Source organism: Prauserella flavalba (genome assembly GCF_003202235.1).
Classification (GTDB): Bacteria; Actinomycetota; Actinomycetes; order Mycobacteriales; family Pseudonocardiaceae; genus Prauserella_A; species Prauserella_A flavalba.
Map to the genome: position 1 here is coordinate 432829 of NZ_MASU01000006.1, position 23779 is coordinate 456607.

General features: G+C 71.0%; 23 protein-coding genes and 2 tRNA genes. 12 read left to right on the forward strand and 13 right to left on the reverse strand.

Annotated features, from left to right (window positions below):
- The 3 genes from BA062_RS18090 to BA062_RS18095 all read left to right on the forward strand — a co-directional run bounded on the left by BA062_RS18090 (window position 1) and on the right by BA062_RS18095 (window position 2407).
- Window positions 1–1296, forward strand: a complete 1296-nt coding sequence (locus BA062_RS18090; protein ID WP_110338134.1) for an SLC13 family permease — start codon at window positions 1–3, stop codon at window positions 1294–1296.
- Between the two features lie 226 nt (window positions 1297–1522).
- Window positions 1523–1684 (forward strand): hypothetical protein, encoded by a 162-nt coding sequence (locus BA062_RS39870; RefSeq protein WP_168214008.1) that lies wholly within the window; start codon window positions 1523–1525, stop codon window positions 1682–1684.
- Between the two features lie 285 nt (window positions 1685–1969).
- Window positions 1970–2407, forward strand: coding sequence for a winged helix-turn-helix domain-containing protein (locus tag BA062_RS18095; RefSeq protein ID WP_110338136.1), 438 nt, complete (start codon window positions 1970–1972; stop codon window positions 2405–2407).
- 81 nt (window positions 2408–2488) lie between these two features.
- Here the strand turns inward: BA062_RS18095 and BA062_RS18100 are convergent, their stop codons facing one another.
- Complete coding sequence (locus tag BA062_RS18100; protein ID WP_110338138.1) at window positions 2489–3094, reverse strand: DUF305 domain-containing protein; 606 nt, start codon at window positions 3092–3094, stop codon at window positions 2489–2491.
- A gap of 261 nt (window positions 3095–3355) precedes the next feature.
- Here BA062_RS18100 and BA062_RS18105 point away from each other — a divergent pair, with 261 nt between their 5' ends.
- From BA062_RS18105 to BA062_RS18120, 4 genes are read left to right on the forward strand one after another with little or no spacing between them, the layout of a single operon-like run.
- Window positions 3356–4627: an MFS transporter gene (locus BA062_RS18105; RefSeq protein ID WP_245959888.1), complete on the forward strand. Its 1272-nt coding sequence runs from the start codon at window positions 3356–3358 to the stop codon at window positions 4625–4627.
- 27 nt (window positions 4628–4654) lie between these two features.
- Window positions 4655–5431, forward strand: coding sequence for an SDR family oxidoreductase (locus BA062_RS18110; protein WP_110338141.1), 777 nt, complete (start codon window positions 4655–4657; stop codon window positions 5429–5431).
- 29 nt (window positions 5432–5460) lie between these two features.
- Window positions 5461–6906, forward strand: coding sequence for an FAD-binding oxidoreductase (locus BA062_RS18115; protein WP_110338143.1), 1446 nt, complete (start codon window positions 5461–5463; stop codon window positions 6904–6906).
- Window positions 6906–8270: an FGGY-family carbohydrate kinase gene (locus BA062_RS18120; protein WP_110338145.1), complete on the forward strand. Its 1365-nt coding sequence runs from the start codon at window positions 6906–6908 to the stop codon at window positions 8268–8270. Before BA062_RS18115 ends, BA062_RS18120 begins: the two co-directional genes overlap by 1 nt.
- Window positions 8271–8274: 4 nt before the next feature.
- Here BA062_RS18120 and BA062_RS18125 read toward each other — a convergent pair whose 3' ends face one another.
- From BA062_RS18125 to BA062_RS18150, 6 genes are all read right to left on the reverse strand, one after another.
- Window positions 8275–8832: a glycerol-3-phosphate responsive antiterminator gene (locus BA062_RS18125; protein WP_110338147.1), complete on the reverse strand. Its 558-nt coding sequence runs from the start codon at window positions 8830–8832 to the stop codon at window positions 8275–8277.
- 192 nt (window positions 8833–9024) lie between these two features.
- Window positions 9025–9669, reverse strand: a complete 645-nt coding sequence (locus BA062_RS18130) for a class I SAM-dependent DNA methyltransferase (protein WP_110338149.1) — start codon at window positions 9667–9669, stop codon at window positions 9025–9027.
- A gap of 36 nt (window positions 9670–9705) precedes the next feature.
- Complete coding sequence (locus BA062_RS18135) at window positions 9706–10647, reverse strand: hypothetical protein (protein ID WP_110338151.1); 942 nt, start codon at window positions 10645–10647, stop codon at window positions 9706–9708.
- On the reverse strand, window positions 10644–11960 hold the full coding sequence (locus BA062_RS18140; RefSeq protein ID WP_245959880.1) for a hypothetical protein: 1317 nt from the start codon (window positions 11958–11960) through the stop codon (window positions 10644–10646). Before BA062_RS18140 ends, BA062_RS18135 begins: the two co-directional genes overlap by 4 nt.
- A gap of 28 nt (window positions 11961–11988) precedes the next feature.
- A complete protein-coding gene (locus BA062_RS18145) occupies window positions 11989–12300 on the reverse strand; it encodes a DUF6403 family protein (protein WP_110338156.1) in 312 nt (103 codons plus the stop codon).
- Between the two features lie 376 nt (window positions 12301–12676).
- Window positions 12677–12749 (reverse strand) — tRNA-Lys (locus BA062_RS18150).
- A gap of 200 nt (window positions 12750–12949) precedes the next feature.
- Here BA062_RS18150 and BA062_RS18155 point away from each other — a divergent pair.
- Window positions 12950–14161 (forward strand): L,D-transpeptidase, encoded by a 1212-nt coding sequence (locus BA062_RS18155; protein WP_110338158.1) that lies wholly within the window; start codon window positions 12950–12952, stop codon window positions 14159–14161.
- A 56-nt stretch (window positions 14162–14217) separates the two neighbouring features.
- Here BA062_RS18155 and BA062_RS18160 read toward each other — a convergent pair.
- The 4 genes from BA062_RS18160 to BA062_RS18175 form a co-directional block, all read right to left on the reverse strand.
- Window positions 14218–14293 (reverse strand) — tRNA-His (locus tag BA062_RS18160).
- A 74-nt stretch (window positions 14294–14367) separates the two neighbouring features.
- The gene (gene orn / locus BA062_RS18165) at window positions 14368–14973 is read right to left on the reverse strand and encodes an oligoribonuclease (protein WP_110338160.1); all 606 of its coding nucleotides are present in this window, start codon (window positions 14971–14973) and stop codon (window positions 14368–14370) included.
- 36 nt (window positions 14974–15009) lie between these two features.
- A complete protein-coding gene (locus BA062_RS18170; RefSeq protein WP_110338162.1) occupies window positions 15010–15954 on the reverse strand; it encodes a S1C family serine protease in 945 nt (314 codons plus the stop codon).
- A 40-nt stretch (window positions 15955–15994) separates the two neighbouring features.
- On the reverse strand, window positions 15995–16795 hold the full coding sequence (locus tag BA062_RS18175) for a ribosomal RNA small subunit methyltransferase A (RefSeq protein ID WP_110338164.1): 801 nt from the start codon (window positions 16793–16795) through the stop codon (window positions 15995–15997).
- Window positions 16796–17214: 419 nt separating this feature from the next.
- On the opposite strand from BA062_RS18175, the gene BA062_RS18180 reads away from it, so the two are divergent.
- The 4 genes from BA062_RS18180 (at window position 17215) to BA062_RS18195 (ending at window position 22134) form a co-directional block, all read left to right on the forward strand.
- On the forward strand, window positions 17215–18129 hold the full coding sequence (locus BA062_RS18180) for a DNA-3-methyladenine glycosylase family protein (protein WP_110338166.1): 915 nt from the start codon (window positions 17215–17217) through the stop codon (window positions 18127–18129).
- 88 nt (window positions 18130–18217) lie between these two features.
- A complete protein-coding gene (locus BA062_RS18185; RefSeq protein ID WP_110338168.1) occupies window positions 18218–18949 on the forward strand; it encodes a M50 family metallopeptidase in 732 nt (243 codons plus the stop codon).
- Window positions 18950–19089: 140 nt separating this feature from the next.
- On the forward strand, window positions 19090–20331 hold the full coding sequence (locus BA062_RS18190) for an aldehyde dehydrogenase family protein (protein WP_110338170.1): 1242 nt from the start codon (window positions 19090–19092) through the stop codon (window positions 20329–20331).
- Window positions 20332–20436: 105 nt separating this feature from the next.
- On the forward strand, window positions 20437–22134 hold the full coding sequence (locus tag BA062_RS18195) for a DEAD/DEAH box helicase (protein ID WP_110338172.1): 1698 nt from the start codon (window positions 20437–20439) through the stop codon (window positions 22132–22134).
- 82 nt (window positions 22135–22216) lie between these two features.
- Here the strand turns inward: BA062_RS18195 and BA062_RS18200 are convergent, their stop codons facing one another.
- Together BA062_RS18200 and BA062_RS18205 are read right to left on the reverse strand one after the other, a co-directional pair.
- Complete coding sequence (locus BA062_RS18200; protein ID WP_110338174.1) at window positions 22217–23257, reverse strand: adenylate/guanylate cyclase domain-containing protein; 1041 nt, start codon at window positions 23255–23257, stop codon at window positions 22217–22219.
- A 5-nt stretch (window positions 23258–23262) separates the two neighbouring features.
- Window positions 23263–23712: a universal stress protein gene (locus BA062_RS18205; RefSeq protein ID WP_110338176.1), complete on the reverse strand. Its 450-nt coding sequence runs from the start codon at window positions 23710–23712 to the stop codon at window positions 23263–23265.
- Between the last annotated feature and the right edge of the window lie 67 nt (window positions 23713–23779).

Below are 23779 nucleotides of genomic sequence, written 5' to 3' on the forward strand. Positions count from 1 at the left end.
ATGCCCATCGAACTCGTCGCGCTGATCGGTCTGCTGGTGGTCTTCGCGATCACCACCGTGCTCGACGTCAACATGGGCGCGGTGGCGTTCGTCGCCGCGTTCGCCGTCGGCACCCTCGTCGCCGGTGTCCCGGTGGACGAGGTGATCACCGAGGGCTTCCCCGCCGAGCTGTTCCTCACCCTGGTCGGCGTCACGTACCTGTTCGCCATCGCCCGCGACAACGGCACGATCACGTGGCTCACCTCGGCGGGGGTGCGGATGGTGCGGGGACGGCTCGTGCTCGTGCCGTGGGTGATGTTCGTGGTCACCGGGCTGCTGGCGATGGCGGGCGCTCCGCTGGTCGCCGTGATCGCCGTGCTGGCTCCCGTGGCGCTGGAGTTCGCGCGCCGCTACGACATCAAACCCCTGCTCATGGGGTTGATGGTGGTCAACGGCGGCGCGGCGGGCGGGCTCGCGCCCAGCAGCGTGCTCGGCAGCCTCAGCAACGCCGTCGTCGAGAGCAACGGCCTCGCCATCGACCCGGTGCTGCTGTTCGCGGGCTCGCTGGCCTTCAACCTCGCACTCGGGGTGACCGGTTTCGTCCTCTTCGGCGGGCTGCGGCTCATCGGCGTGCGGACGGCGGTGCCCGCACGCGTCGGCGTCACCGGGCGTGGTGGTGTGGCGGTGGCCGAGCCCCCGGACGAACCCGAAGCCGACGCCGGGCTGGACCGGCACCGCGTGGCCACCCTCACCGGCCTGGTCGTGCTCGCCGTCGGCGCGCTCGCGTTCGAGGTGAACATCGGCGTGCTGGCGATGACGGTGGCGGTGGCGCTGTCGGTCGCGAGGCCGTCGGTGGGCAGGCAGGCCGTGCACCAGGTCGCGTGGCCGACCGTGCTGCTCGTCTGCGGCACGCTGACCTACGTCAACCTGCTGCAGACGCTCGGCACGCTCGACTACCTCGGGCGCGGGGTCGCCGCCGTCGGCGTGCCGATACTCGGCGCGCTGATCATCTGCGGCATCGGCGCGCTCGGCTCGGCCTTCGCCTCGACCATCGGCATGCTGGGCGCCCTCATCCCGCTGGCGGTGCCGCTGCTCGGTGACAGCACGCTCAGCGCGACGGCGCTGATCACCGCGCTGGCGATCTCGTCGCTGGTGGTGGACGCGAGCCCGCTGTCGTCCACGGGCGCGCTCGTCGTGGCCAACACGCCGGCGCCGCAGCGCGACCGCGTCTTCCGGCAGCTGCTGGTGTGGGGCTTCTCGCTCATCGTGATCGCCCCAGTCGTGACCTGCCTCGCGTTCGTGCTGCCGACGTCGTGAGACGGGTGAGGCGCGGTGGCACCTTGTTTGCAGTCGCTTGCCGGGGTCACCTCCGACCGGCGACCGTGGATGCCGTCACCGAGGGGCGCTGAGGCACGGCCGCACGGTGGGCCTGTTCGGCACGCACCGCCGCCGCGGGTTCGTCGCGACAGCTCGCGATGGTCGCGTTCGCTGTCGAGAGGAGACACCGATGTGGCACACCCCGGAACCGCGAGGTGGCACCCGCATGAGGGCGCCTCATGTCCGGACCGGACTGCGCACGGCCCTGCTGGTACTGGAGGCCGCCGTGACAGCCCTGAAGGACGACGAGCCCCTTGCCGTGGTGGCAAGGGCGCTCGTCGTGGCGGGTGACATGATCGCCGGCGCCGGAGAGCACAAGCGATCATGACACCGGGTCCGGCCGTCCGCGGGCGGCCGGACCTCACCCTTCAGGGAACAGCACGAACCGGATCCAGCCAAGAGCGGCCCGCGTGCCGCTATCGTTCGAGCGACACGAACCCGTTTCGTTCGCCGTTCTGCTTCGGGAGGGTGACCGTCTCCGTGACCGGCCGAACCGACACCTGCCCGGTCTGCCACGGTCCCCTGCCGGGGAACGCCGAGGTGGGCAGGCGGCGGAAGTACTGCTCGGACAGGTGCCGGTCGCGCGCACACCGCCTTCCACCCGAAGGAGCTCATGGCCCGGCTGCGCGGGGTGATCCATCGCCGTGGTCCCGGCGGCGAGCCGGAACGCTACGACGACGGCGTGTTGCGGCTGGACCTCCTGGCGCGGGAGGCTCAGGTCGCCGGTGTGCCGGTGAGGCTGACGGCCCCGGAGTTCCGGCTGCTCGCACTGCTCACCCGCTCGGCGGGCACGGCCCAGCCGGTCACGAGGATCGCCGTCCACGTGTGGGGTGAGGCGGATCGGGACGACTCCCTGGTCCGGGTCCGGATCCTCGTCACGAGGCTGCGGCGGAAGCTGGACCTGACCGGCCTCGGCGGTGAGGTGATCGTCTCCGCGCGAGGCCAGGGCTACTTCTACGCCCCACCGGACCGCGCCGCCCCACCGCGCGCGACGCGAGCGGAGCCGTCACCGGGCGGCTACGGTCACGCGAGCCGGCTGCTCGGCACGTGAGCGCCCGCCGGCCGCAGGGGTGTCCCTTGTGGACGGCGAGGGTGTTCCCGGGCAGGCGACGCGGGCCGGCGGGCTGAGGCGTCACCCCTGGAGCAGGGCCGTCAGCTCGGTGACCTCGGCACGCTGCCGGTCGGCGATGTTCTGGGCGAAGAGCTTCGCCAGCGAGTCGCTGCCATCCCTGAGCTGGGCCTCGGCCAGCTCGACGGCGTTCTCGTGGTGCTCGGCCATCGACCGCAGCCACAGCTCGTCGAACTCCGCGCCCGTCGCCTGCCGCAGCTGCTGGAACGTTTCCTCGCTCATCAGGTTCGAATGGTCGTGCCCGCCGTCGCCGCCGGTCACCTCCACGTCCTCACCCCACATCCGCAGCAGGTCCATGATCTGCCTCTTCTCCGGACCCTGCGTGGCCTTGATCCGTTCCGCGAGACCCCGGACCCCGGGATCGGAGGCACGCTCCAGCGCGAGCTCGGCGACCACCTCGGCCTGCGCGTGATGCGCGACCATCTCCCTGGCGAACTCGAGGTCGCTCTCGTTGTGGTCCGGTGTGGTCTCGGTCGCACCGGTGCTCGGCTGCGTCGCCGCCGGCCTGCCCTGGCTCTCCGCGGGTGCGGCGTCCTGGCCGGTGCCGTCGCAGGCGGCGGTGAGCAGCAGCCCGGCAGCGGCACAGATCCCCAGGAGTCGCTCGCGCATCGGTTTCGTTCCTCCTGGTCGCGTCTCGATGGCCGGGCGCCTGAGCACCACCGGCACGGGCGCCCGGAACTGTACACAACGCGCCCGCGGAGGCCCAGCGGGCTTGACACGGTGGAACGGGCCTGGTTACGTTGCCGGCGAACACAACCGAATATCGCGTTACTAGAGACTGAGAGAACAGTAACCCCTTGACCCGCGGGGAATACTGTTCTCTTTTTTTGTGCCCGGAATCCCACGGCGAGGTGGTTTGCGTTGAGCGGTGTGCGGAGGTGGCTGAGCTACCTGCTGTTGTGCGTGTCCGGGGGGATCATCTTCCAGGTCGCCTACATCCGGTTCGTCTTCCTGGAACCGACCTATCAGGCGCTCGGGCTGACCGCGCAGGAGTACGGCGGCATCATGTCGGTGTTCGGCGCGGTCGCCGCCGTCATGTACTTCGCGGGCGGCTGGTTCGCAGACCGGTTCTCCCCGCGCGCGCTCATCGTGGCCGCATTGGCGATCACCGGCGTCGCCGACCTGGCACTGACCGTCTCGCCCGGCTACGTCACGACACTGCTCGCGCACATCGCGATGGCCTTCGCCGGAATGGCGCTCTACTGGCCCGCGCTGGTGAAGGCGGTGGGCTCCTTCGGCCCCACCGAGCAGCAGGGCAGGCTTTTCGGTTTCCTGGAGGCGATCCGCGGCGTCACCTCGACGGTGATCAGCGCGGTCGGCGTGCTGCTGGTCGGCACCCTGCTCGCCCCGACGACCGGCGTGCTCGCCCTCATCGCGATCTACGGGATGCTGTGCCTGGTGCTGGCCGCGCTGATCTGGTTCACGTTGCGGGGCCGGGCCGACCGCGTCCCCAGCGGTGAGCGTTCGGCCCTCTCGCTGCGCCAGCTGGCGGCGGCCGCGCGGAACAAGTACACGTGGCTGCTCGGCGGCTCGATCATGCTGATGTACTGCTTCTACACCACGCTCGGCTACTTCTCCCCGTTGCTGCAGCACGACTTCGGCGTCACGGCCGCGCTGGTCGGGGTCCTCGGCGTGGTGCGCAGCTACGTCTTCCAGTTCGTGGCGGGCCCGGTCGGCGGGCTCGCCGTGGACAAGCTGACCCGGTCGACGCCGCGGTTCCTGCGGCTGGCGTTCGCCTGCGCCACGGTGTGTGTCGCCCTGCTGCTCGTGCTGCCGGCGACACCCGCGCTGAAGTGGGTGGCGATCACGCTCATGTTCGTGCTGTCGTTCGCCGTCTTCGCCAGCCGCGGGGTGTACTGGGCGAGTGTCACCGAAGCACGCATCCCGGCCGAGCAGCGCGGGGGTGTGATCGGCCTCGCCTCGGGACTGGCCTACCTGCCCGACGCGTTCCTGCCCGGGCTCGTCGCCTGGTGGATCGGCGACCCGGCCGCCGGCATCGCGCCGCACGGCGGCTACGGCATGCTGTTCGGCTTCCTCACCGCCGCGGGTGCGCTCGGTCTGGTGCTCACGTCGCTGACGTTGTGGGTGCAGCGGCGCGAGCGGGCCGCCGGGCCGCGGCCGAGCGCCGCCGCACTGACCTGAAACACGAAGCCGAAGAAAGGTTCCTCCTTGGACATCCAGGACTTCTCCCTCGACCTGTTCTCACTGCGCGGTCGCAACGCCATCGTCACGGGCGGCAACACGGGCCTCGGCCGCGCGTTCACCGTGGCGCTGGCCAAGGCGGGCGCCGACGTGTTCGCGCCGACCGTCGTCGACGACGGCGGTGAGACCCGGCGCATGGTCGAGGACGCGGGCGCCCGGCTCGAGACCGCGAAGGTCGACCTCACCGAACCGGGCGCACCGGCGTACGTCGTGGAGTCCTGTGTGGACACACTGGGCTCTGTTGACATCCTCGTCAACTCCGCCGGCATCGCGAACCTGGCTCCCGCGGCGGAGTTCGGCCGCGAACAGTGGGACCCGATGGTGGCGTTGAACTTGACCGCACCGTTCGAGCTCGGCTGGTGCGCGGGAAGGCGCATGGTGGAGCAGGGGCGCGGCAAGATCATCAACATCGCCTCGCTGTTCTCCTTCCTCGGCGGGCAGCACTCACCCGCCTACGCGGCGACCAAGCACGGCATCGTGGGATTCACCAAGGCCTACTGCGACGAGCTCGGAGCCCACAACGTGCAGTGCAACGCCATCGCCCCCGGCTACTTCGCCACGCCCATCACCGAGCGGACCCGCTCGAACCCGGTGACCAGCCAGCGCGTCCTCGACCACATCCCGGCGGGCCGGTGGGGCGAGCCGGGTGACCTGATGGGCGCGGTGGTGTTCCTGGCCGGCCGGGCCTCCGACTACGTGAACGGGCACGTCCTCACCGTCGACGGCGGCTACCTCACCCGATGAACCGAAAACCGAACGGAGCGCACGACATCATGGACACGACCGCCATCATCGACCGGCTGCGGGAGATCGCGGGCCCGGAGCGGGTGGACACCGACGAGCGGCTGCTGCGCGAGGCGAGCGTCGACCGGTTCAAGAAGTACACCGCCGTCCACGGCATCTACGACGGCCCGTTCCCGATCGCGATCGTGCGAACGGGCAGCGCCGAGCAGGTGGCCGCCGTGCTCGCCTTCGCCAACACCCACGGCGTCAACATCGTCCCCAGGACCGGCCGCACCGGCACCGAGGGCGGGCTGGAGACCAGCTTCGACCGCACCGTGGTGCTCGACGGATCCGAACTGGACCAGATCGTGCACGTCGACCCGGTCGACATGCAGGCCACGGCGCAGTGCGGCGTCCCGCTGCGGGTGCTCGAGGACCGGGTGCGCGAACTCGGGCTCACCACCGGCCACTCGCCGCAGTCCAAGCCGCTCGCACAGCTGGGCGGCCTGGTCGCGACCCGGTCGATCGGCCAGTTCTCGACGCTCTACGGCGGGATCGAGGACATGGTCGTGGGCCTGGAGGCGGTGTTCCCCGACGGCACGATCAGCCGCATCAAGAACGTGCCCCGCCGCGCCGCGGGCCCGGACATCCGCCACGTCGTGATCGGCAACGAGGGCGCGCTGTGCTTCGTCACCGAGGTCACGGTGAAGCTGTTCCGGTACCAGCCGGAGAACAACCGGTTCCACGGCTACCTGCTCGACGACGTGCGCACCGGCATCGAGATCCTGCGCGAGATCGTCACCAACGGCTACCGCCCCTCGGTCGCCCGCGTCTACTCCGAACAGGACGCCGCACAGCACTTCTCGCACTTCGCGGGCGGCAAATGCGTCGCGGTGTTCCTGGCCGAGGGGCCCGCACCACTCGCCGACGCGACGAGCGCGGAGATCGAGCGCGTCGTCGGCAGGCACCGGCACGAGAAGGTCGACCCCGAGCTGATCCGCGAGTGGTTCGACGACCTCAACTGGGGGCCGGACAAGATCCGCGCCGAACAGGAGACCATGCTCGCCGAGCAGCGCCTCGGCTACACCACGGAGGTCTCCGCGAACTGGTCGGTGATCGGCGACATCTACGACGCCGTGATCGCCAGGATCACCAAGGAGTACCCGCACGCGGACGACATCACCATGCTCGGAGGGCACTCCTCGCACAGTTACCAGACGGGCACCAACATGTACTTCGTGTACGACTACCGCATCGACTGCGAGCCCCGCGAGGAGATCACGAAGTACCACATCCCGATCAACGCGATCATCGTCGAGGAGACGCTGGCCCGCGGTGGCTCGATGGTGCACCACCACGGCATCGGCAAGTACCGGGCGCCGTGGACCGAGCAGGAGCACGGCAGCGCCTACCCGATCCTGCGCAAGCTGAAGGACGTCTACGACCCCAACGGGATCATGAATCCCGGCACCATCTTCCCCGCCGGAGACCGGTGATGGCGGGGTACCTGCTCGGCATCGACAACGGGTCGCAGAGCACCAAGGCCACCGTGTTCGACGAGCACGGCGCCGTGCACGCCCGGGCCCGCGTTCCGTTGCGCCCCAACGACACGCCCCGCCCGGGCGTCGTCGAGCACCCGGACGACGACCTGTGGGACTCGATCGGCGCGGCCACTCGTGCCGCGCTGGACGCGTTCGACGGTGAGCCGGGCGAGCTCCTCGGCGTCGGCCTGTGCACGATCCGCTTCTGCCGCGCCCTGCTGCGGGCCGACGGCACACTCGCCCAGCCGGTGCTCAGCTGGATGGACGAGCGGGTCTCCCGGCCGTACGAGCACACGAACCCCGACGTCCGTTACGTCACCACCTCCTCGGGCTACATCACGGCGCGCATGACCGGCCGGTTCCGCGACACCGCGGCCAACTACCAGGGCGTGTGGCCGATCGACACCGACACGTGGGCGTGGGCCGCCGATCCCGACGTCCCCCGCGACATGCTGTTCGAGCTGGTGTACCCGGGGGAGCGGCTCGGCACGGTCACCGCGGAGGCGGCCGCGCACACCGGGCTGCCGGAAGGGCTGCCCGTGTTCGCCACCGCCAACGACAAGGCGGTCGAGGCCCTCGGCGCGGGGCTCGCCGACGACCGGACCCTGCTGCTGTCACTCGGGACCTACATCGCGGGTATGACCACCGGCTCGCACAACGTCCACGACGCCAAGGCGTTCTGGACCAACTTCGCGTGCCGGCCGCGCGAGTACCTCTACGAGAGCCACGGCATCCGCCGTGGCATGTGGACGGTCAGCTGGCTGCGGGACCTGCTCGGCGATGAGGAATGGCTCAACGCGGGCGCGGCGACCGTACCGCCGGGGTGCGACGGGCTGGTCGCGGTGCTCGACTGGCTGGCCCCGGTCGACGCGCCGTTCCGCAGGGGTGCCTTTCTCGGATTCGACGGCAGGCAGGGGCCGTTCCACCTGTACCGAGCCGTGCTCGAGGCCATCGCCTTGACTCTGTACGCCAACGGCGCCGCGATGGCCGACGAACTGGGCACCGGGTTCGATCGGGTGCTGGTGTCCGGCGGCGGAGCCGGATCGGACGTGCTCATGCGGATCGTCGCCGACGTCTTCGACCGGCCCGCACGACGGGCCCAGGGCGGGGCGGAGCTCGGCGCGGCGATCTGCGCGGGCGTCGGGCTCGGCCTGTTCGCCGGCTTCGACGAGGCGGTGACGGCGATGGTCACGCCGGGCACGGAGTTCCGGCCCGACCAGGCGACCCACGAACGCTACCGGCGACTGGCGGAGGTGTACCGGGAGCTGCCCGGTTACACCGACCCGCTGTTCACCTGGCTGTCCTCGGCGACGGAGTGAGCCCTCACATCGACCAGACGTCTACATTGGACGACGCGATGGCGGTGGCACCCGCGGCCAGCGCCGCCAGCACGTCGTCCTTGTCGCACACCAGCCCGCCCGCGATGATCGGCACGTCCGTGTCGGCGCGCAGCCACGTGATCACCCGGGGCACGCACCCCGGCAGGATCTCGATGTAGTCGGGCCGCGAGATCGCCAGCTGCCTGCCGAGGTTGTGGTAGGAGAACGAGTCGACCAGGAAGAAGCGGTGCACGGCGAGCAGGCCGCGGGCCTTGGCCGCTTTCACGATGCCCGCCTTGGTGCTGAGCACGCCGTCCGCCTTCGTGCGTTCGGCCACGAAGTCCACGGCGATGTCCCGGCTCTCCAGGCCCTCGACCAGGTCGACGTTCACCAGCACGGTCTTGCCCGCGGCGTGCAGCCGGTCGACGAGCCCGGGCAGGGTCAGGATCGAACCGAAGAGCAGGAAGACCACCGGCGGTTCCAGCTCCGTGACGGCATGGAGCCCGGCCTCGTCCTTGACGCTCGCCACCACCGGCTGGTCCAGCAGGAGTTCATGCACCATTCCACTATGACACAGGTATCCGGGTTTCCGGCTCCCCGAAGGTCCACAATGGAAGCACGCCGTGACCGGCGGTGTCGTGGTGAGGTGCGCCAGTCACCGCGGCCGCCGAGACCTCCCGCCCTTCCGCTGCCCCGTCGGCCGGCCGATGGCATGCGGCGGGTCGAATACCTGAACCTTGTTGACCCGGGGCGATCAGTGTTCCTGGTGCTGGCGGACCAGCAGGTACCCCGAGCGGAACCGTTCGCCGTCGTGAGGCTCGCGCAGCACCCGGCCGAGCTCGGCGAACCCGGCTTCGCGCAACGGTTTCGCGAGACTGTCGGGCGACCACCGGTAGGCGAGCGTGACCTTGTGGTCGGCTTCCCGCGGCCGCGGATCGTCGCCCGCGAGGAAGCCGAGCAGCAGGTGGCCGCCCGGCGCCAGCACGCGCCGGAACTCGGCGAACACGGCCGGCAGTTCCGGTGGTGGCGTGTGGATGGTGGAGAAGAACGCGAGGATCCCGCCGAGAACGCCGTCGGCGACGTCGAGGCCGGTCATCGACCCCTCGTCGAACCGCAGGTGCGGATGGGCTCGCCGGGCCAGTGCGACCATCTCGGGAGACACGTCGACACCGAACGTGCTCAGCCCGAGTGCGTGCAGGTGCGCCGTCACGTGGCCGGGGCCGCATCCGAGGTCGGCGACCGGTCCGGCGTCGTGAGCCAGCACGAGTTCGGCGAACGCGGCCAGCAGCGCCCGCTCCAGCGGCAGGGTCTCGAGCACGTCGCTGAACAACTCGGCGTAGAGGGTCGCGACGGCGTCGTAGGCAGCCCGGGTGTCGCGCACGACGGAGGATTCGGCCACGGCGGAACCCTAGCCCATGTCGGGTGCCGCGAGCCCTCAGCGGGCGGACCTCCCGGCGCGCTGCCGAAGGCGCCGGTCAAGCCTGGCGAGGGCGCGGCCGCGGTCGATCAGCGCCTCGACCTCGCCCGCGAGCTCCGCTGTGCGGGACCCGTCGGCCGTCGTGATCTCGGGCAGCAGCTCGGTGTAGTCGGCGACCAGCTTGCGGTACTTGTTCAGGAACTGTCGTTGCTCGCTGGTCGCCGTTCCGGTCTTCACGGCACGGCTCAGCCGCGCGTACTCGCTGTCGAGGTCGATGATCTGCTGGGCGAGCACGGCGGCGCTGGCGCTGAGGAGGCTCCGCGCGTCGCCGGCGGCGTCCCGGCTTTCCCGGCGCCCGGCCTCCAGCTTCCCTGCCTTCCGCGCACCGAAGTAGAGCACCGAGGCGCCGGCGACCACGGCGCCGATCGCGGCAGCGGCAACGAGGTAGCGGGGCAGCGACGGGCTGATCGTGCGCGCACCGTCGGGAACCAGTTCCGCCTTGACGAGCTGGTCGTAGTTCACCGCCATGACCTTCAGCGCCTCGAGCGGCTCATCGCGGAACTGGTCGATGCCACGAACGATCACCGACTCGATGACCATGCCGGTGCCGAGATCGTCGGTGGTGTGGGTGCACGGGTAGCCGTCGTACTCGTCGGCTGCCCTGCTGAGCGGCACCAGCACGGTGCCGTTCGCGGCGTTGCCGGTGCTGTGACAGGCCTCGCGCAGATCGGCACCCGGTTCGAGGAAGGCCACGGTGAGCCTGCGGTTGCCGATGATCCGCTCCGCGGCGGCCTCGTCGAGTTCGACACCGGGCGCGACGTACACCGAGGAGCCGCGAAGTTCCCTCGCGACAGCGCCGTCGAACACACCGCCCGTCCACAGCGCCCACCCCGCGAGCACGGTGCAGCCGAGCACGGCCATCCCGAACAACGTGCTGAAGAACCGGCCGAGTCGTCTCATCCGAGCCTGCCCTCGAGGTAGTTGCGCGGCCGGTAGTCACGGCGGCCGAGCAGCCGAGCGGTGTCGTCGAGCTCGTTCTCGGCGTCGTCGAGCAGGGTGCGCACCTGCGCCGGCGGCAGGCCGGACTCGAGTGCCTCGGTGGCCGCCCGCAGCTTGCCGATGCCGCGCGTCAGCGGGGGATCACTGCGCTCACCGCTCAGCCCCGACACCTCGATGGCCAGCGCGGTGAGCCCTGCCAGGCGGGAGTAGTGCCGTGAGTCGCGCGCCGCCTGGGGCCGTCTGAGCGACCGCGCCGACAGTGCGAGGAACCCCGCCACGCAGGCCGCGAACAGCCACGGCAGCGCGGGCATCGTCACCTTCACCGGATCGAACGGCAGGTAGGGGAGCGGCCGGTCGAACAGGCCGGCGTAGCGGACGTCGGTGACGCGGTTGAGCCACGCGTTCAGGACGTTGCCCTGAGGGTAGTCGTAGGTGGCGAGGCGAGTGCCGAACTGGGCGTAGAACATGGCGCTCACCAGCTCGGCGAAGTCCGCCGCGCCGGGGCCGTCGTACTCGATCCACGAGCCGTACACGACCACGATCGGCCGGTCGGGAAAGGTCCGCGCCAGCGCGGGACCGTACCGGGGAACCGGCTGGCCGAACGGCTGCCGCGGCAACGCGACGTAGAGCGCCTCAGCGTCGGGGAAGGCCTTCTCCGACGCCTCGGGCACGCCCTCCAGCGTCGCGCCCTCCGCGACGTGCGACCCGTTCGCGCGCAGCTCGGCGGTGACGGTGTCGAGTTCGGCCGCGGTGGGTTCCCGCCAGCGGAAGGAGGCGTCGACGGCAGGTGACTCCCGCTCCTGGAGATGCCGAATCATCGGCACCAGCAACGTGGTGACGTCGCCGGAAGCGAACTGGGCCCGCCACTCGGGAATCGCATCGGCGGTGGCCTCGTACACCCCGCCGCTGACCTTGGTACCGACGATGGTGATCGTCGCGCGTTCGACCTCGCGGACCCTGCCCCGCTCGGCTTCGTCCAGCCCCGGTGGCGCCACGAGGATGCGGATGTCGCTGTCACCGATCGCCTCGCGCACGACCCGCTCGTTCCACCGCGCGATCGAGCCCGGCAGCCGGACGACCGGTTCGGCGTCGATCATCGCGGTCATCGCCTCGACCGAGGGCACGGTGGCCTCGCTCAGCTCACCGGCCTCGCCCTCCACGACCGCGTCCGGCGACGACGGTGACTGCCCGTAGCTGACCTCGATCTGCTGGCGCTGGGACATCAGGAACACGACGAGCAGCACCACGGCCGTGCCGAGCAACGACCAGCGCACCCACTCCCTCGTCCGACGTCGTCCGCGCTCAGCCACGGCGGGCCGCCCGCCAGAGCCGGTCGGCCCGCTCGGCGCACCTGGCCGCCTCCTCGGCCGCGAGGACGCCGCCGCGGTCGGCGGCGATCGACTCCGCGCGGGCCAGCAACCGTTCGGCCTCGGCAACCCGGGTGGCGCACGCGTCCCGGCTCACGGCGGCGCTGTCGATCGCCGCCCGCGCGGTGGACCACGCGACACGGCGACGCACCCCGCGAGCACGCAACCGCGGCACCAGCGTGCTTCCCACGCCCGCGGCGGCCAGTAGGACGCCACCGACGAGCCAGACCGACCACGACGCGGACAAGTAGCGTCACTCCCCCCAAGCGCACGAGCACCCGGAACGAGCGCTGCCTCACCCGCAGATTCTGCATGATCGGCCGCTCCCGGATTCCGCCCACCCACGATGGGGTGGCCGTGGAAATGGCACCTAGCCATTGCCGAACAGGGACCAGATAGTCCACGGTGGACAGTGGCTGGCGCGGCGGCGCTCGGTGTTCACCCCGCGCGCGTTCAGGCGGGCTGACGCGAGTCCGGTCACAGACGTGCCGCCCGCGCAGGAAGGGAGCGATCTGCTGGGCCGTTCTCGAGTGTCGCAAAACACACCTAGGTGGGCCGCAGCCCGGCCTTGGGCACCATGATCAAAAAGAAACAACCCCAGGTGCTCTGACCTGGGGTGGAAGTGCGCCATCAGGGACTCGAACCCCGAACCCGCTGATTAAGAGTCAGCTGCTCTGCCAATTGAGCTAATGGCGCGTGTCGTGCGGTCTGGAACCAGTGTTCGTGGTCCCCCTCAGCGACGAGAGAAACAGTAGCACGGCGCCTCCTTGCCCCTGTCGAGCACCCCCGCCGACACGACTGAGCACGACTTGGCAACAGCCGCACACGCTGTGCGACAAATGGGGCAGACTTGGGCACGCAACTGGGGTAATAGAACACGAAAGTGATGGTCGCCGATGAAACGTCGGGGTGTGCGCGGCCCGTTTCCGGGGGTTCGGCTGGTTTCGATCGTGGCGCTGGCGGGTGCGCTGCTCGCGGGCTGCACGTCCGCGGCGAGCGACGAGCGGTCCTCGGGCCGCGATCCGGCACCTTCGAAGACCACCGCACCCCCTGAGCCCGTCTCGCTCAGCCTGTCGATCGCCGAGGGCGCGCAGAACGTGGAGCCGGGGCAGCCGATCACCGCGAACGCCACGAACGGCACGATCACGGAGGCGTCCCTGGTCGGCGCCCACGGCACGGTCGTGAAAGGCGCCCTCACGCCGGACGGTACGGCGTGGCAGTCCGCGGAGCCGCTCGGTTACGGCAAGACCTACACGCTGACGGCCAAGGCGACGGGCGCGGACGGCAAGCCCACCACCGCCACGTCGACGTTCACGACGGCCACCCCCGCGCAGACGGTCAGCGTCTCGATGAACGTCCAGGACGGCCAGACGGTCGGCGTCGGCATGCCGCTCATCTTCACGTTCTCCGGCGACATCCCGGACAAGGCGGCGGCCGAGAAGGCGTTGCGGATCACCACGCAGCCGCAGACCGAGGGCGCCTTCCACTGGTTCAGCGACGACCAGGCCACCTGGCGGCCGAAGGAGTACTGGCAGCCGGGAACCACGGTGTCGGTCGACGCCGGCATCTACGGCAGGAACCTCGGTGACGGCACCTACGGCGCCGAGGACGAGGCCGCGGACCTCACGATCGGGGACAAGCTGGTCGCGATCGCCGACGGTGCGACGCACCACATGAAGGTGTACGTCAACGACCAGGAGGTCAGGACGATGCCGATCTCGATGGGCAAGTCGTCGAGCTCGACCCCGAACGGCACGTACACCGTCATGAGCGAGCACAACGGCTACACGATGGACTCCAGCACCTACGGCGTCGCGGTGGACAGCAGCCAGGGCTACCGGCTGTGGGTCGAGTACGCGGTGCGGCTGTCCTACAGCGGGATCTTCTACCACTCCGCGCCCTGGTCGGTCGGCTACCAGGGCAACACCAACACCAGCCACGGCTGCATCAACCTCTCCACGGAGAACGCCGCGTGGCTGATGGAGACCTCGAAGCCCGGCGACGTCGTGACCGTGCAGAACGCGGGCGAGCAGATCCTCGAGCCCACCGACGGCTGGAGCGTCTGGCAGCTGTCGTGGGAGCAGTGGCTCGCCGGCTCGGAGGAATAGGGCCTGGATACGACTGTGGCGGCCGCCCAATGAGGGGCGGCCGCCACAGTCTGTTCTGGGGTGAGTAACGGGACTTGAACCCGCGACCCCCTGGACCACAACCAGGTGCTCTACCGACTGAGCTATACCCACCATGCGAGGAGCCTGCTGAGCACCTCGGCTGGAATATCGTAGCGTGTCGCCTCAGCGACCATGAACCGGGTTGCTCAAGACCGTGTGCGCAGCACGTCGTCGGCGGCGGCCCTGGCCTGTTCGGTGCTCGGGCCGGGCTGGGCGACGAAGGCGGTCCTGCGGTAGTACTCCAGCTCGCCGATGGACTCCTTGATGTCGGCGAGGGCGCGGTGGGCGAGGCCCTTCTCCGGCTTGGCGTAGTAGATCCGCGGGTACCAGCGGCGCACGAGCTCCTTGACGGACGACACGTCCACCATGCGGTAGTGCAGGTAGGCGTCGAGCTCGGGCATGTCCCGGGCGATGAAGCCGCGGTCGGTGCCGATCGAGTTGCCCGCCAGCGGCGCCGTCTGGGCGTCGGGCACGTGCGCGCGGACGTAGTCGAGCACCTTGCGCTCGGCTTCCTCGAGCGTGACCGTCGAGCGGCGCACCTCCTCGGTGAGTCCCGAACGGGCGTGCATGTCGCGCACCACGTCCGGCATGTTCGCCAGCGCCTCGTCATCGGCGTGGATGACCAGGTCGAGGCCCTCACCGAGTACTCGCAGCTCGGCGTCGGTCACGAGTACGGCGATCTCGATGAGGGCGTCCTTCGCCAGGTCGAGCCCCGTCATTTCACAATCGATCCAGACAAGACGGTCGGTCACCCGGCCACACTAACGTGACGTGCCCCTGGGCGCTTGTCACGCTCCGTTCTCGATGTTGTCGATGATCGTTTTCGCGTCGTTGACGGGGATGGCGAAGCCGATGCCGACGCTGCCCGAGCCCGACGGCGAGTACATCGCGGAGTTGATGCCGATGACCTCGCCTGCCGAGTTGACTAGCGGACCACCCGAGTTGCCGTGGTTGATCGAGGCGTCGGTCTGGATCGCGGTGTAGCTCGGCGAGGCCGATGTCTGGTCGTACGCCTGCTGGCCGAAGGGCGACTGCGGTTCCTGCCCGGAGAGGTCGGAGAGCTTGCGGTCGACGGCGCTCACGATGCCCGACGTGACGGTGTTCTGCAGGCCGGCGGGCGAGCCGATCGCGACGACCTCCTGCCCGACCTTCACTGAATCCGAGTCGCCCAGGGTGGCCGGGGTCAGGCCGCTCGCGCCCTTGGCCTGCAGCACGGCGATGTCCGCCTTCTCGTCGGAGCCGAGCACGCTCGCCTGGTAGGTCGTGCCGTCCGACAGCGTGACGGTGACGTCTCCGACCGCGTCGCTCACCACATGTGCGTTGGTGAGGATCCGGCCGTCCTTGCTGAGGATGACCCCGGAGCCGAGGGACTGGCCTCCGGGGACCGGCGCCTCGATCTGCACGACGCTCGGCAGCACCTTCTCGGCGACCCCGCTCACGTCCGCCGAGCCGGTGGAGACCTGCTGGCCGGTGGCCGACCCCACCGCGCTCGTCGACGTCGGGGTGCCCGTGCCGTCGTGCGTCGCCGTGACGAGCGCGGCGCCTCCCGCCCCGCCGACGAGGGCGGCGACCACGGCCGCGGACGTCGCGAGCACGCCGACGCGGCCGGAGCTGGTCCGTTTCCTCGGCGGTTCCGGGTACGGCGGAGAGGCCGGCTGCGGAGGCGGCGGGCCCGGCTGGTGCGTGAACAGCGGGTTGGTGTGCTGCTGCGGAGCCTGCGGGTTCTCGGTCATGGTCCCAGCGTGGGACCGGTTCGTGAGAGCAGGCTGAGGGTCAGCGCGTACTTGCCTGAGAGTTGAGCGAGATCGCCAGTGCCGCCCACTGCCGGGGCTGCACCGACCCTGCCGGTGCGGCCGGGTCGATGCCGCAGGACGTGAGCGCACGGTGTGGTTTCCTGCCGGTCCGCTCGGTGACGGCCGCTCTGACACTGCGCCCCGGCGCGCGGTAGGCGGTCTCGAGCAACGCCTGCAGCGCCCGTTCCGCACCGCGGCCGAGCCCGGCTCTGCGCCGGATGGTCAGCTGGGCGGAGTCCACAGTGGGCGCGGGCCGGAAACAGCGGGCCGGGATGCGGCGTTCGAGTACCAGGTCGAAGCGCGCAGCCCACCACGCCAGCTCCCTGTTCCTCGGCACGGAGGCGGTGAGGCGTTTGGCGAAGCCCCATTCCACGATGAGCGCGGCGCGGCGCAGGGTCGTCATTTTCGGGGTGAGCAGCCTGCGCAGCAGCGCGGTCGAGATGGAATACGGGATGCTCGCCACCACGAGGAAGTCCTTGCGAGGCAACGGGAAACTGCGGGCATCGGCTGCGACCACCCGCACGTTGGGGTGTTCGGAGACCCGTTTGCTGAGCTTACGGACGAAGGCGGGATCACGTTCGACGGCGATCACCCGTGCGCCGGTTCTCGCCAGTGGCGCGGTGATCGCGCCGAACCCCGCACCGAAGTCCACCACCAGGTCGGCGGGGCCGGGCGAGCACGCGCTGATCAGGTTTTCGGCGACGCGGTGCGAGGCGAGAAAATGGACACCGGATGGGTTGGGGCCCGGTTTCCGGGCAGGGGAATGGCCGGATTGCGGCATGGTGCGACTCCGTCATGACAGCGGGAAACGCGCCGAGGGAGGCGCGTGCGGACGTCATGGCGCAGCGACCGAAGCCGGCCGGAAAGGGCTCAGAAGAAGGGCACGGCGAACCGCCCGTCAGTTCAGTCGGGCGAATGCGCAGGGTGCCTGAAGTGGACTCGCAGCCGCTGCGTTCAGGCGTGGCGCGGCCGGGGCCGGAAGAACGCCACGCAGCGGTTGCACAAAGTTCCCATGCGAGCAACGTAGCAAGGCGCGCAACCGATTTTCGCGCGGTGGTGTGGTGAGGGCTCCGTTCGCGGCGTTTTCGGCTTGCTCCAGGTGCGAACGGATCCGTTGGCACACTTGGTACTCCCGCGTGGTCGTGGTGTGGTCCTACGGTCGGGGCATCACGTTCGGACCGAACCACCGAGAGGTGCACGATGCTGACCACCGCCACCAGAACCGCCCGCCCGTCTACCGTCGAGATCGAGGTGTGCGGCGACTTCGACCTCGCCCGGTGCGCGGCCTTCCCCGCGGATCTGTCTCCGGGTGGGCTCGACGGCGACGAACCGGGGACGCTGCGCGTGGCGTTTCCTCTCGAGGGCACGGGCGAACACGTGGGTGCGCTCGTGCGGCAACGGGCGCCCGATGTCGTGAGCGTCGACGTGACGGCAGTGCGTGCGGCCGCGCCCGCGGTCGCCGGGCAGGTGTGCCGGATGCTGTCGCTCGACGTCGACGGCAGCGGGTTCGCCGACGCGGTCGCGGCCGATCCGGTCATGCGCACTCTCCGGGAACGACATCCGGGCCTGCGCCCGGTGCTCTTTCCTTCTCCGTACGAGGCGGCGTGCTGGGCGGTGATCTGTGCCCGGCTCCGGGTGGCCCAGGCGGCGCAGCTGAAACAGCGACTGGCCACCCGGCTGGGCTGCCCGGTCACCGTCGGCGGGCGAACCGTCGCGTCGTTCCCCTCGCCCGAGCAGCTGTGCGCTCTCGACGAGCAGCCGGGGCTGTCGGCACAGAAGCGGCAGCGGCTCGTCGCGATCGCCGGAGCCGCGCGGGAGGGGCTGCTCGACGCGGGGAGCCTGCGGGCGATGCCCGTGGAGGACGCGCTGGAGCGGGCGCGGGGCCTGCCGGGGATCGGGCCGTTCTCCGCGGAGCTGATCGTGGTGCGCGGGGCAGGCCACCCCGATGTCTTCCCGAGTCATGAGCTGCGCCTGCACACGGTGATGGCCGCCGCCTACGGCGCCGGGACGGTCGGCGAGCTGGAGGACATCGCGCAGCGATGGCAGCCGTTCCGGAGCTGGGGTGCGTTCCTGTTGAGGTCTGTCGGCGTCTCGGCGATCACCGGAAGCCGGTAGGGCGGCGAGGAACGATAGCGCGGTGCGGTGCGACGCACCGGGGAAGGGGGTAACGGAGAGCAGACCGGCGCTGTGGTGAGCTGGCGGCGTGCAGTTGGCCGTCCAAGACAGCGAGATCTGGCGCGCGTTCGACCTGGACGCGGCCACGACCGGCACCATCGCGCTCGCCACGGGTGTGGTGGCGTTGCTCGTCGTACTGCTGCGGCCACCGTGGCGGCTCGCGCGCAACGTCATGACGATCGTGCACGAGGCCGGGCACGCGGCCGTGGCGGTGCTGGCCGGCAGGCGCCTGCAGGGAATCCGGCTGCACTCGGACACCTCGGGCGTCACGGTGTCGCGGGGCAAGCCCGAGGGGCCCGGCATGGTGCTCACCACGCTCGCGGGCTATCCGGCGCCCGCCCTGCTGGGGCTGGCCTTCGCGGGGCTGGTGTCGGGCGAGAACCTGAGCGCGGTGCTCGGCATCGCGGCGGTGCTGCTGCTGGGCGTGCTGGTGATGGTGCGCAACGCCTACGGGGTGTTCGCCGTGCTCGTGTCGGCGGCGGTGCTGGGCGCGATCGCGTGGCTGGCCGGGCCGGGTGTGCAGGCGGCATTCGTCTACCTGATGACGTGGTTCCTGCTGATCGGCTCGGTGCGGCCGGTGTTCGAGCTGCAGGCCAAGCGCCGCCGGGGCGCCGCGCGCGACTCGGACGCCGACCAGCTCGCGCGTCTCACGGGGCTGCCCGCCGCGATCTGGCTGCTCGTGCTCGGGGTGCTGACGATCACCTGTCTCGTGGCCGGCGGAATGCTGCTGGTGGAGCCCGCCGTGCCGGGGCCGCTGTGAACCCGGCGCCGGGTGCGCTCAAGCAGGACCAGCCCGGCAGTCTCGCCACGCCGTGCGGCACACTGGGGTGCTGACACCGGTTGGGGTCGAGAGGCTGTTGTGAGTCGCGCGTCGCGACGAGCGGTTGAGAGGGCTGTGCTGTGACGGACGAGGTCGCCAAGGCTGTCGAGGAGTGCGCGCGTGCGGCGAAGGGGGCCGCTCCGTCCCTCGCCGCGGCGTCGGACGAGGCGATCGACACCGCACTGCGGGGCATGGCGCAGCGCCTGCTCGACCACCGCGGTGAGGTGCTCGAGGCCAACGTCGCCGATGTCGAGCGGTCCAGGGCCGACGGCATGAGCGCCGGCCTGCTCGACCGGCTCACGATCACCGACGAGCGGCTCACCGGCATGGCCGAGCAGCTGCGCCTGCTGGCCGGTGCTCCGCACCAGGAGCGCTCCGTCGAGGTGTCCACACTCGACGGTGGCCTGCGCCTGGTGGAGCGGCGGCGGCCGGTCGGCGTCATCGGCGCCAACTACGAGGCCAGGCCGAACGTGACGGTCGACGTGGCGTCGCAGCTGGTGAAGTCGCGCAACGCCGGGGTGCTGCGCACCGGCTCGGCCGCGCTGGGCTCGGCGCAGCGGCTGGTCGAGGTGGTCATCGCTCCCGCGCTGGCCGAGGCGGGCATCGATGCCGACGTGATCCAGCTCGTGCCGCGTGTCGAGCGGGAAGCCGCCGCCGCGCTGGTGAGCCTGCCGGGCCTGGTGCCGCTGGTCATCCTGCGCGGCAGCGGGGACAGCACCCGCGCGCTGGCCACCGAGGCGGCCACGCATGGCGTGCGGACGCTCGCCCACGCCGACGGTGGTGGCGTGCTGTACGTGGACGCGGCCGCGGACGCCGAGACGGTGCGTTCGCTCGTCGGTGCGAGCCTCGACCGGCTCGGCGTCTGCAACCGGCTGAACCTGCTGCTGATCAACGACGCGGTCTACGACGAACTGTGGCCGCTGGTGTCGGAGGCGTTCGCCGGGCGGGACGTGAGCCCGTCGCTGCCGCCGTACGAGCACGCCATCGGCTACGAGTGGGCGCTGGACTCCGACCGGGAGGCCACGGTCACCGTCGCACGGGTCGCCGACCTCGCCGAGGCGGTGGCGATCGCCAACGAGCAGACGTCCGGGCTGGCCGCCGGCATCGCGACGGAGGACGCGGCCGCCGCGGAGGCGTTCTTCGACGGCTACCAGGGCACCGGCGTGTTCTGGAACGCGCCGACCCGGCTGCTCGACGGCTTCAAGCTGCTCGGCGTGCCCGAGACCGGCATCAACCTGGACAGGGTGCCGGGGCCGCGTGGTCCCGTCACCTACACCGACCTGTACGTCCGCCAGTACGCGGTACTGCCCGCAGGGCGCTGAACGCATCGACACCGGTTCGGCCAGTACCGTCGATGGTTGTCCCTGCCTGGGGAAGTCACGGGCGTGGCGTCGCCGAAACCCGTTCCCTGGATCAGGAGGTCCACCATGACTGACAACGACTCGGATACCGTGGCGAGCTTCGCCGACCTCCAGCTGCGCCAGGAGCTGCTCGACGCGCTCGCCGGCCTCGGCTACGAGGAGCCGACGCCCATCCAGCGGGCGGCCATCCCGCCGCTGCTCGAGGGCCGCGACCTCGTCGGCCAGGCCGCCACCGGCACCGGCAAGACCGCCGCGTTCGCGCTGCCGATCCTGCAGCGGATCACCGGGCATGGCGAGGGCGTCAAGCCCAAGGCGCTCGTGCTCGCGCCCACGCGTGAGCTCGCCGTGCAGGTCTCCGAGGCGATGCACCGCTACGGCCACGAGCTGGGTACGCGCGTGCTGCCGATCTACGGTGGCCAGCCGATCGGGCGGCAGCTGAAGGCGCTGGAGCGGGGCGTCGACGTCGTCATCGCCACGCCGGGGCGCGCGCTCGACCACATCTCCCGTGGCACGCTCTCGCTCGGCGAGCTGACGATGGTGGTGCTCGACGAGGCCGACGAGATGCTCGACATGGGCTTCGCCGAGGACATCGAGGCGATCTTCCAGCACATCCCCGAGGAGCGGCAGACGATGCTCTTCTCGGCGACCATGCCGCCACGCATCAGCGGGATGGTGGACCACTACCTCACCGACCCCGCCCGCATCGAACTCGGCCGCGCGGCCTCGGCGAAGGACGAGCCCTCGACGGTGAGCCAGAGTGCGTACGTGGTCCCGAGGGGACACAAGCCCGCCGCGCTCGGGCGGATGCTCGACGCCGAGTCGCCCGCGGCCGCGATCGTCTTCTGCCGCACCCGCGAGGAGGTCGACCAGCTCACCGAGACGCTGAACGGCAGGGGCTACCGGGCCGAGCCGCTGCACGGTGGCATGAACCAGCAGCAGCGCGACCGTGTGGTGGAGCGACTGCGGTCGGCCACCGCCGACCTGGTGGTGGCCACCGACGTCGCCGCGCGCGGGCTCGACATCGAGCAGCTCACGCACGTCGTGAACTACAACGTGCCGAGCGCGCCCGAGGCGTACGTGCACCGCATCGGCCGCGTGGGCAGGGCCGGGCGCGAGGGCACCGCCATCACGCTCGCCGAGCCTCGTGAGCACCGGATGCTCAAGACCATCGAGCGGGTCACCGGCATGAAGATCGCCGTCCGGAAGCTGCCGACGATCGCCGACGTGAAGGCCCAGCGCCTCGAGCAGACCAGGGCCGCCCTGTGGGAGAGCCTGCAGGACTCCGACGGCTCCGACGGCCTCGACCGCTTCCGCGCGGTGGTGGAGCCACTGGCCGAGGAGTTCGACGTGATGGAGGTGGCGCTCGCCGCGGTCAAGCTCGCGCACGAGGCGGACGGCACGATCACCGACGAGGAGGAGATCCCCGAGGTCACCTCGTGGCCGCCCGCCGACGGCAGGCGCGGCCGCAAGGACGGGCCGGGCGGGCGTGAGCCGCGCCGCGGCCGTGCCGTGGGCCGGGGGATGACGCGCCTGTTCGTCGGCGTCGGGCGCACGGCCGGGGTCCGGCCGCAGGACCTCGTCGGCGCCATCGCGGGGGAGTCCCGGCTGCGTGGCCGCGACATCGGGGCCATCGACATCGCCGACCGGTTCTCGCTGGTCGACGTGCCCGAGGGCGCCGCCGACGACGTGATCGCCGCGTTGAAGGGCACCACGATCAAGGGCCGCAAGGCCACCATCCGGCGCGAACGGTTCCAGTCGCGCTGACGCGGTCCCGCCCGGCGTACCCCGAGGCCACCGTGGTCGCGTCGAGCGCGACGGAGCTGGCCGCGGGGAGCCCCGGGCAGGGTCAGTCGCGGCGGCCGGTCAGGCCCAGCAGGTCGGCGGCGAGCTGCTGGCCGCTCTCGAACGGGCCGCCCGTGTCCTTGGCCCTGCGCAGCGCCGACGGGCGGATCCGGCTGTAGCCGCGCACGGACACCGGGCGCCGGGAGCGGAGCTCGTACGCCGGTTCGCCGGCGAGCTGCTTCGCCAGCTCGCGGTCCACGAGGATCGTGCCCGGGCGGGCGATGGAGGTGAGCCTGCTCGCCAGGTTGACGGTCTCGCCGTACACGTCGCCGAAACGGCTCAGCACCCGCCCGGCGGCGAGCCCCGCCCGCACCGGCGGCAGCTCCTGGTCGGCGCTCGTACGCTCCGAGAGCGTCAGCGCGATCTCGGCGGCGGCCACCGGCGCATCGGCCACGAACAGCACCTCGTCGCCGATCATCTTGACCACGCGCCCCCTGCCCTCGGCGATCACCTCTGTAGCGAGCCCCTCGAAGCGCTCCAGCACGTCGCCCAGCACGGACTCGTCGATCCGCCGCGTCATGCGCGTGTAGCCGACCATGTCCACGAAGCCCACGACCTCGGTCCTGGACTCCAGGTCCTCGTCGGGCGCCGCGAGCGCCCGGCCCGCGTACGCCCCGAGATGCCGCCGCCACACGAAGCTCTGCACCTGCTCCAGCTGGGGCACCAGCTGTTCCACGAGCTTGATGAGCTTGCGCTCGTCGGCGGCGAGCTCGGGACGTTCCCGGATGAGCGACCACAGCAGGTCCGCCTGCCATTCGGCCAGGCGGGACAGGTGCAGGCCGAGCGCCCGCGTCACGGCGGTCTCCAGCTCCTGGTCGAAGATGCCGGCGTCGATCATCCGGTCGGCGATGCGGACGGCCTCGACGTCGGCGTCGGTGAACACCACCTGGTCGTCGGGCACGGCGGCGAAGCCCAGCGCCCGCCAGAGCTGCCGCGTCCGCTCCTCGGGCACCCCGGAGCGCTCGGCGACCTGGAGCCGGGTGTACTTGCGCCTGCCACCCAGCAGGATGCGCTCCAGCCTGCGCTGCAGAGCCTCGTCGGCCATCACGCCTACGTCGTGTGCACGATGAGCACGTCGACGCCGGACTTGCGCGCCACCTCCGACGGCACGGAGCCCAGGATGCGCCCGGCGAGCGTGTTGAGTCCCCGGTTGCCGACCACGAGCAGGTCGGCGGAGCGTTCCTTGACCACGGAGCGCAGCGCGTCGACGGGCTCCCCGCGCACGGCGACCGTCTCGACCTTCACCGCGCCCGCTCGCACGGCCCGGTCGCGGGCCGACTGGAGTGTGTCCTCGGCCGGGGCCGAGCCGACGACCTGGTACGCCTCGTCACGCAGCTCGTCCTGGGCCCGCTCGACCTCCTGCTTGCTCGCCGGGTAGTACGCACAGGCGATCACCAGCGTGGCGGCGGCGTCGGCGGCGACGGCCGCCGCACGGTCCACGGCGGCGAACGACGAGTCCGAGCCGTCGGTGCCGACGACCACGGTCTGATAGGCGGCCATCAGGTCCTCCTGCGGGGTGCACGGGCGGTCTGCACGAGGACAGTAGCGTGCCGCGCGGCACCGCGCA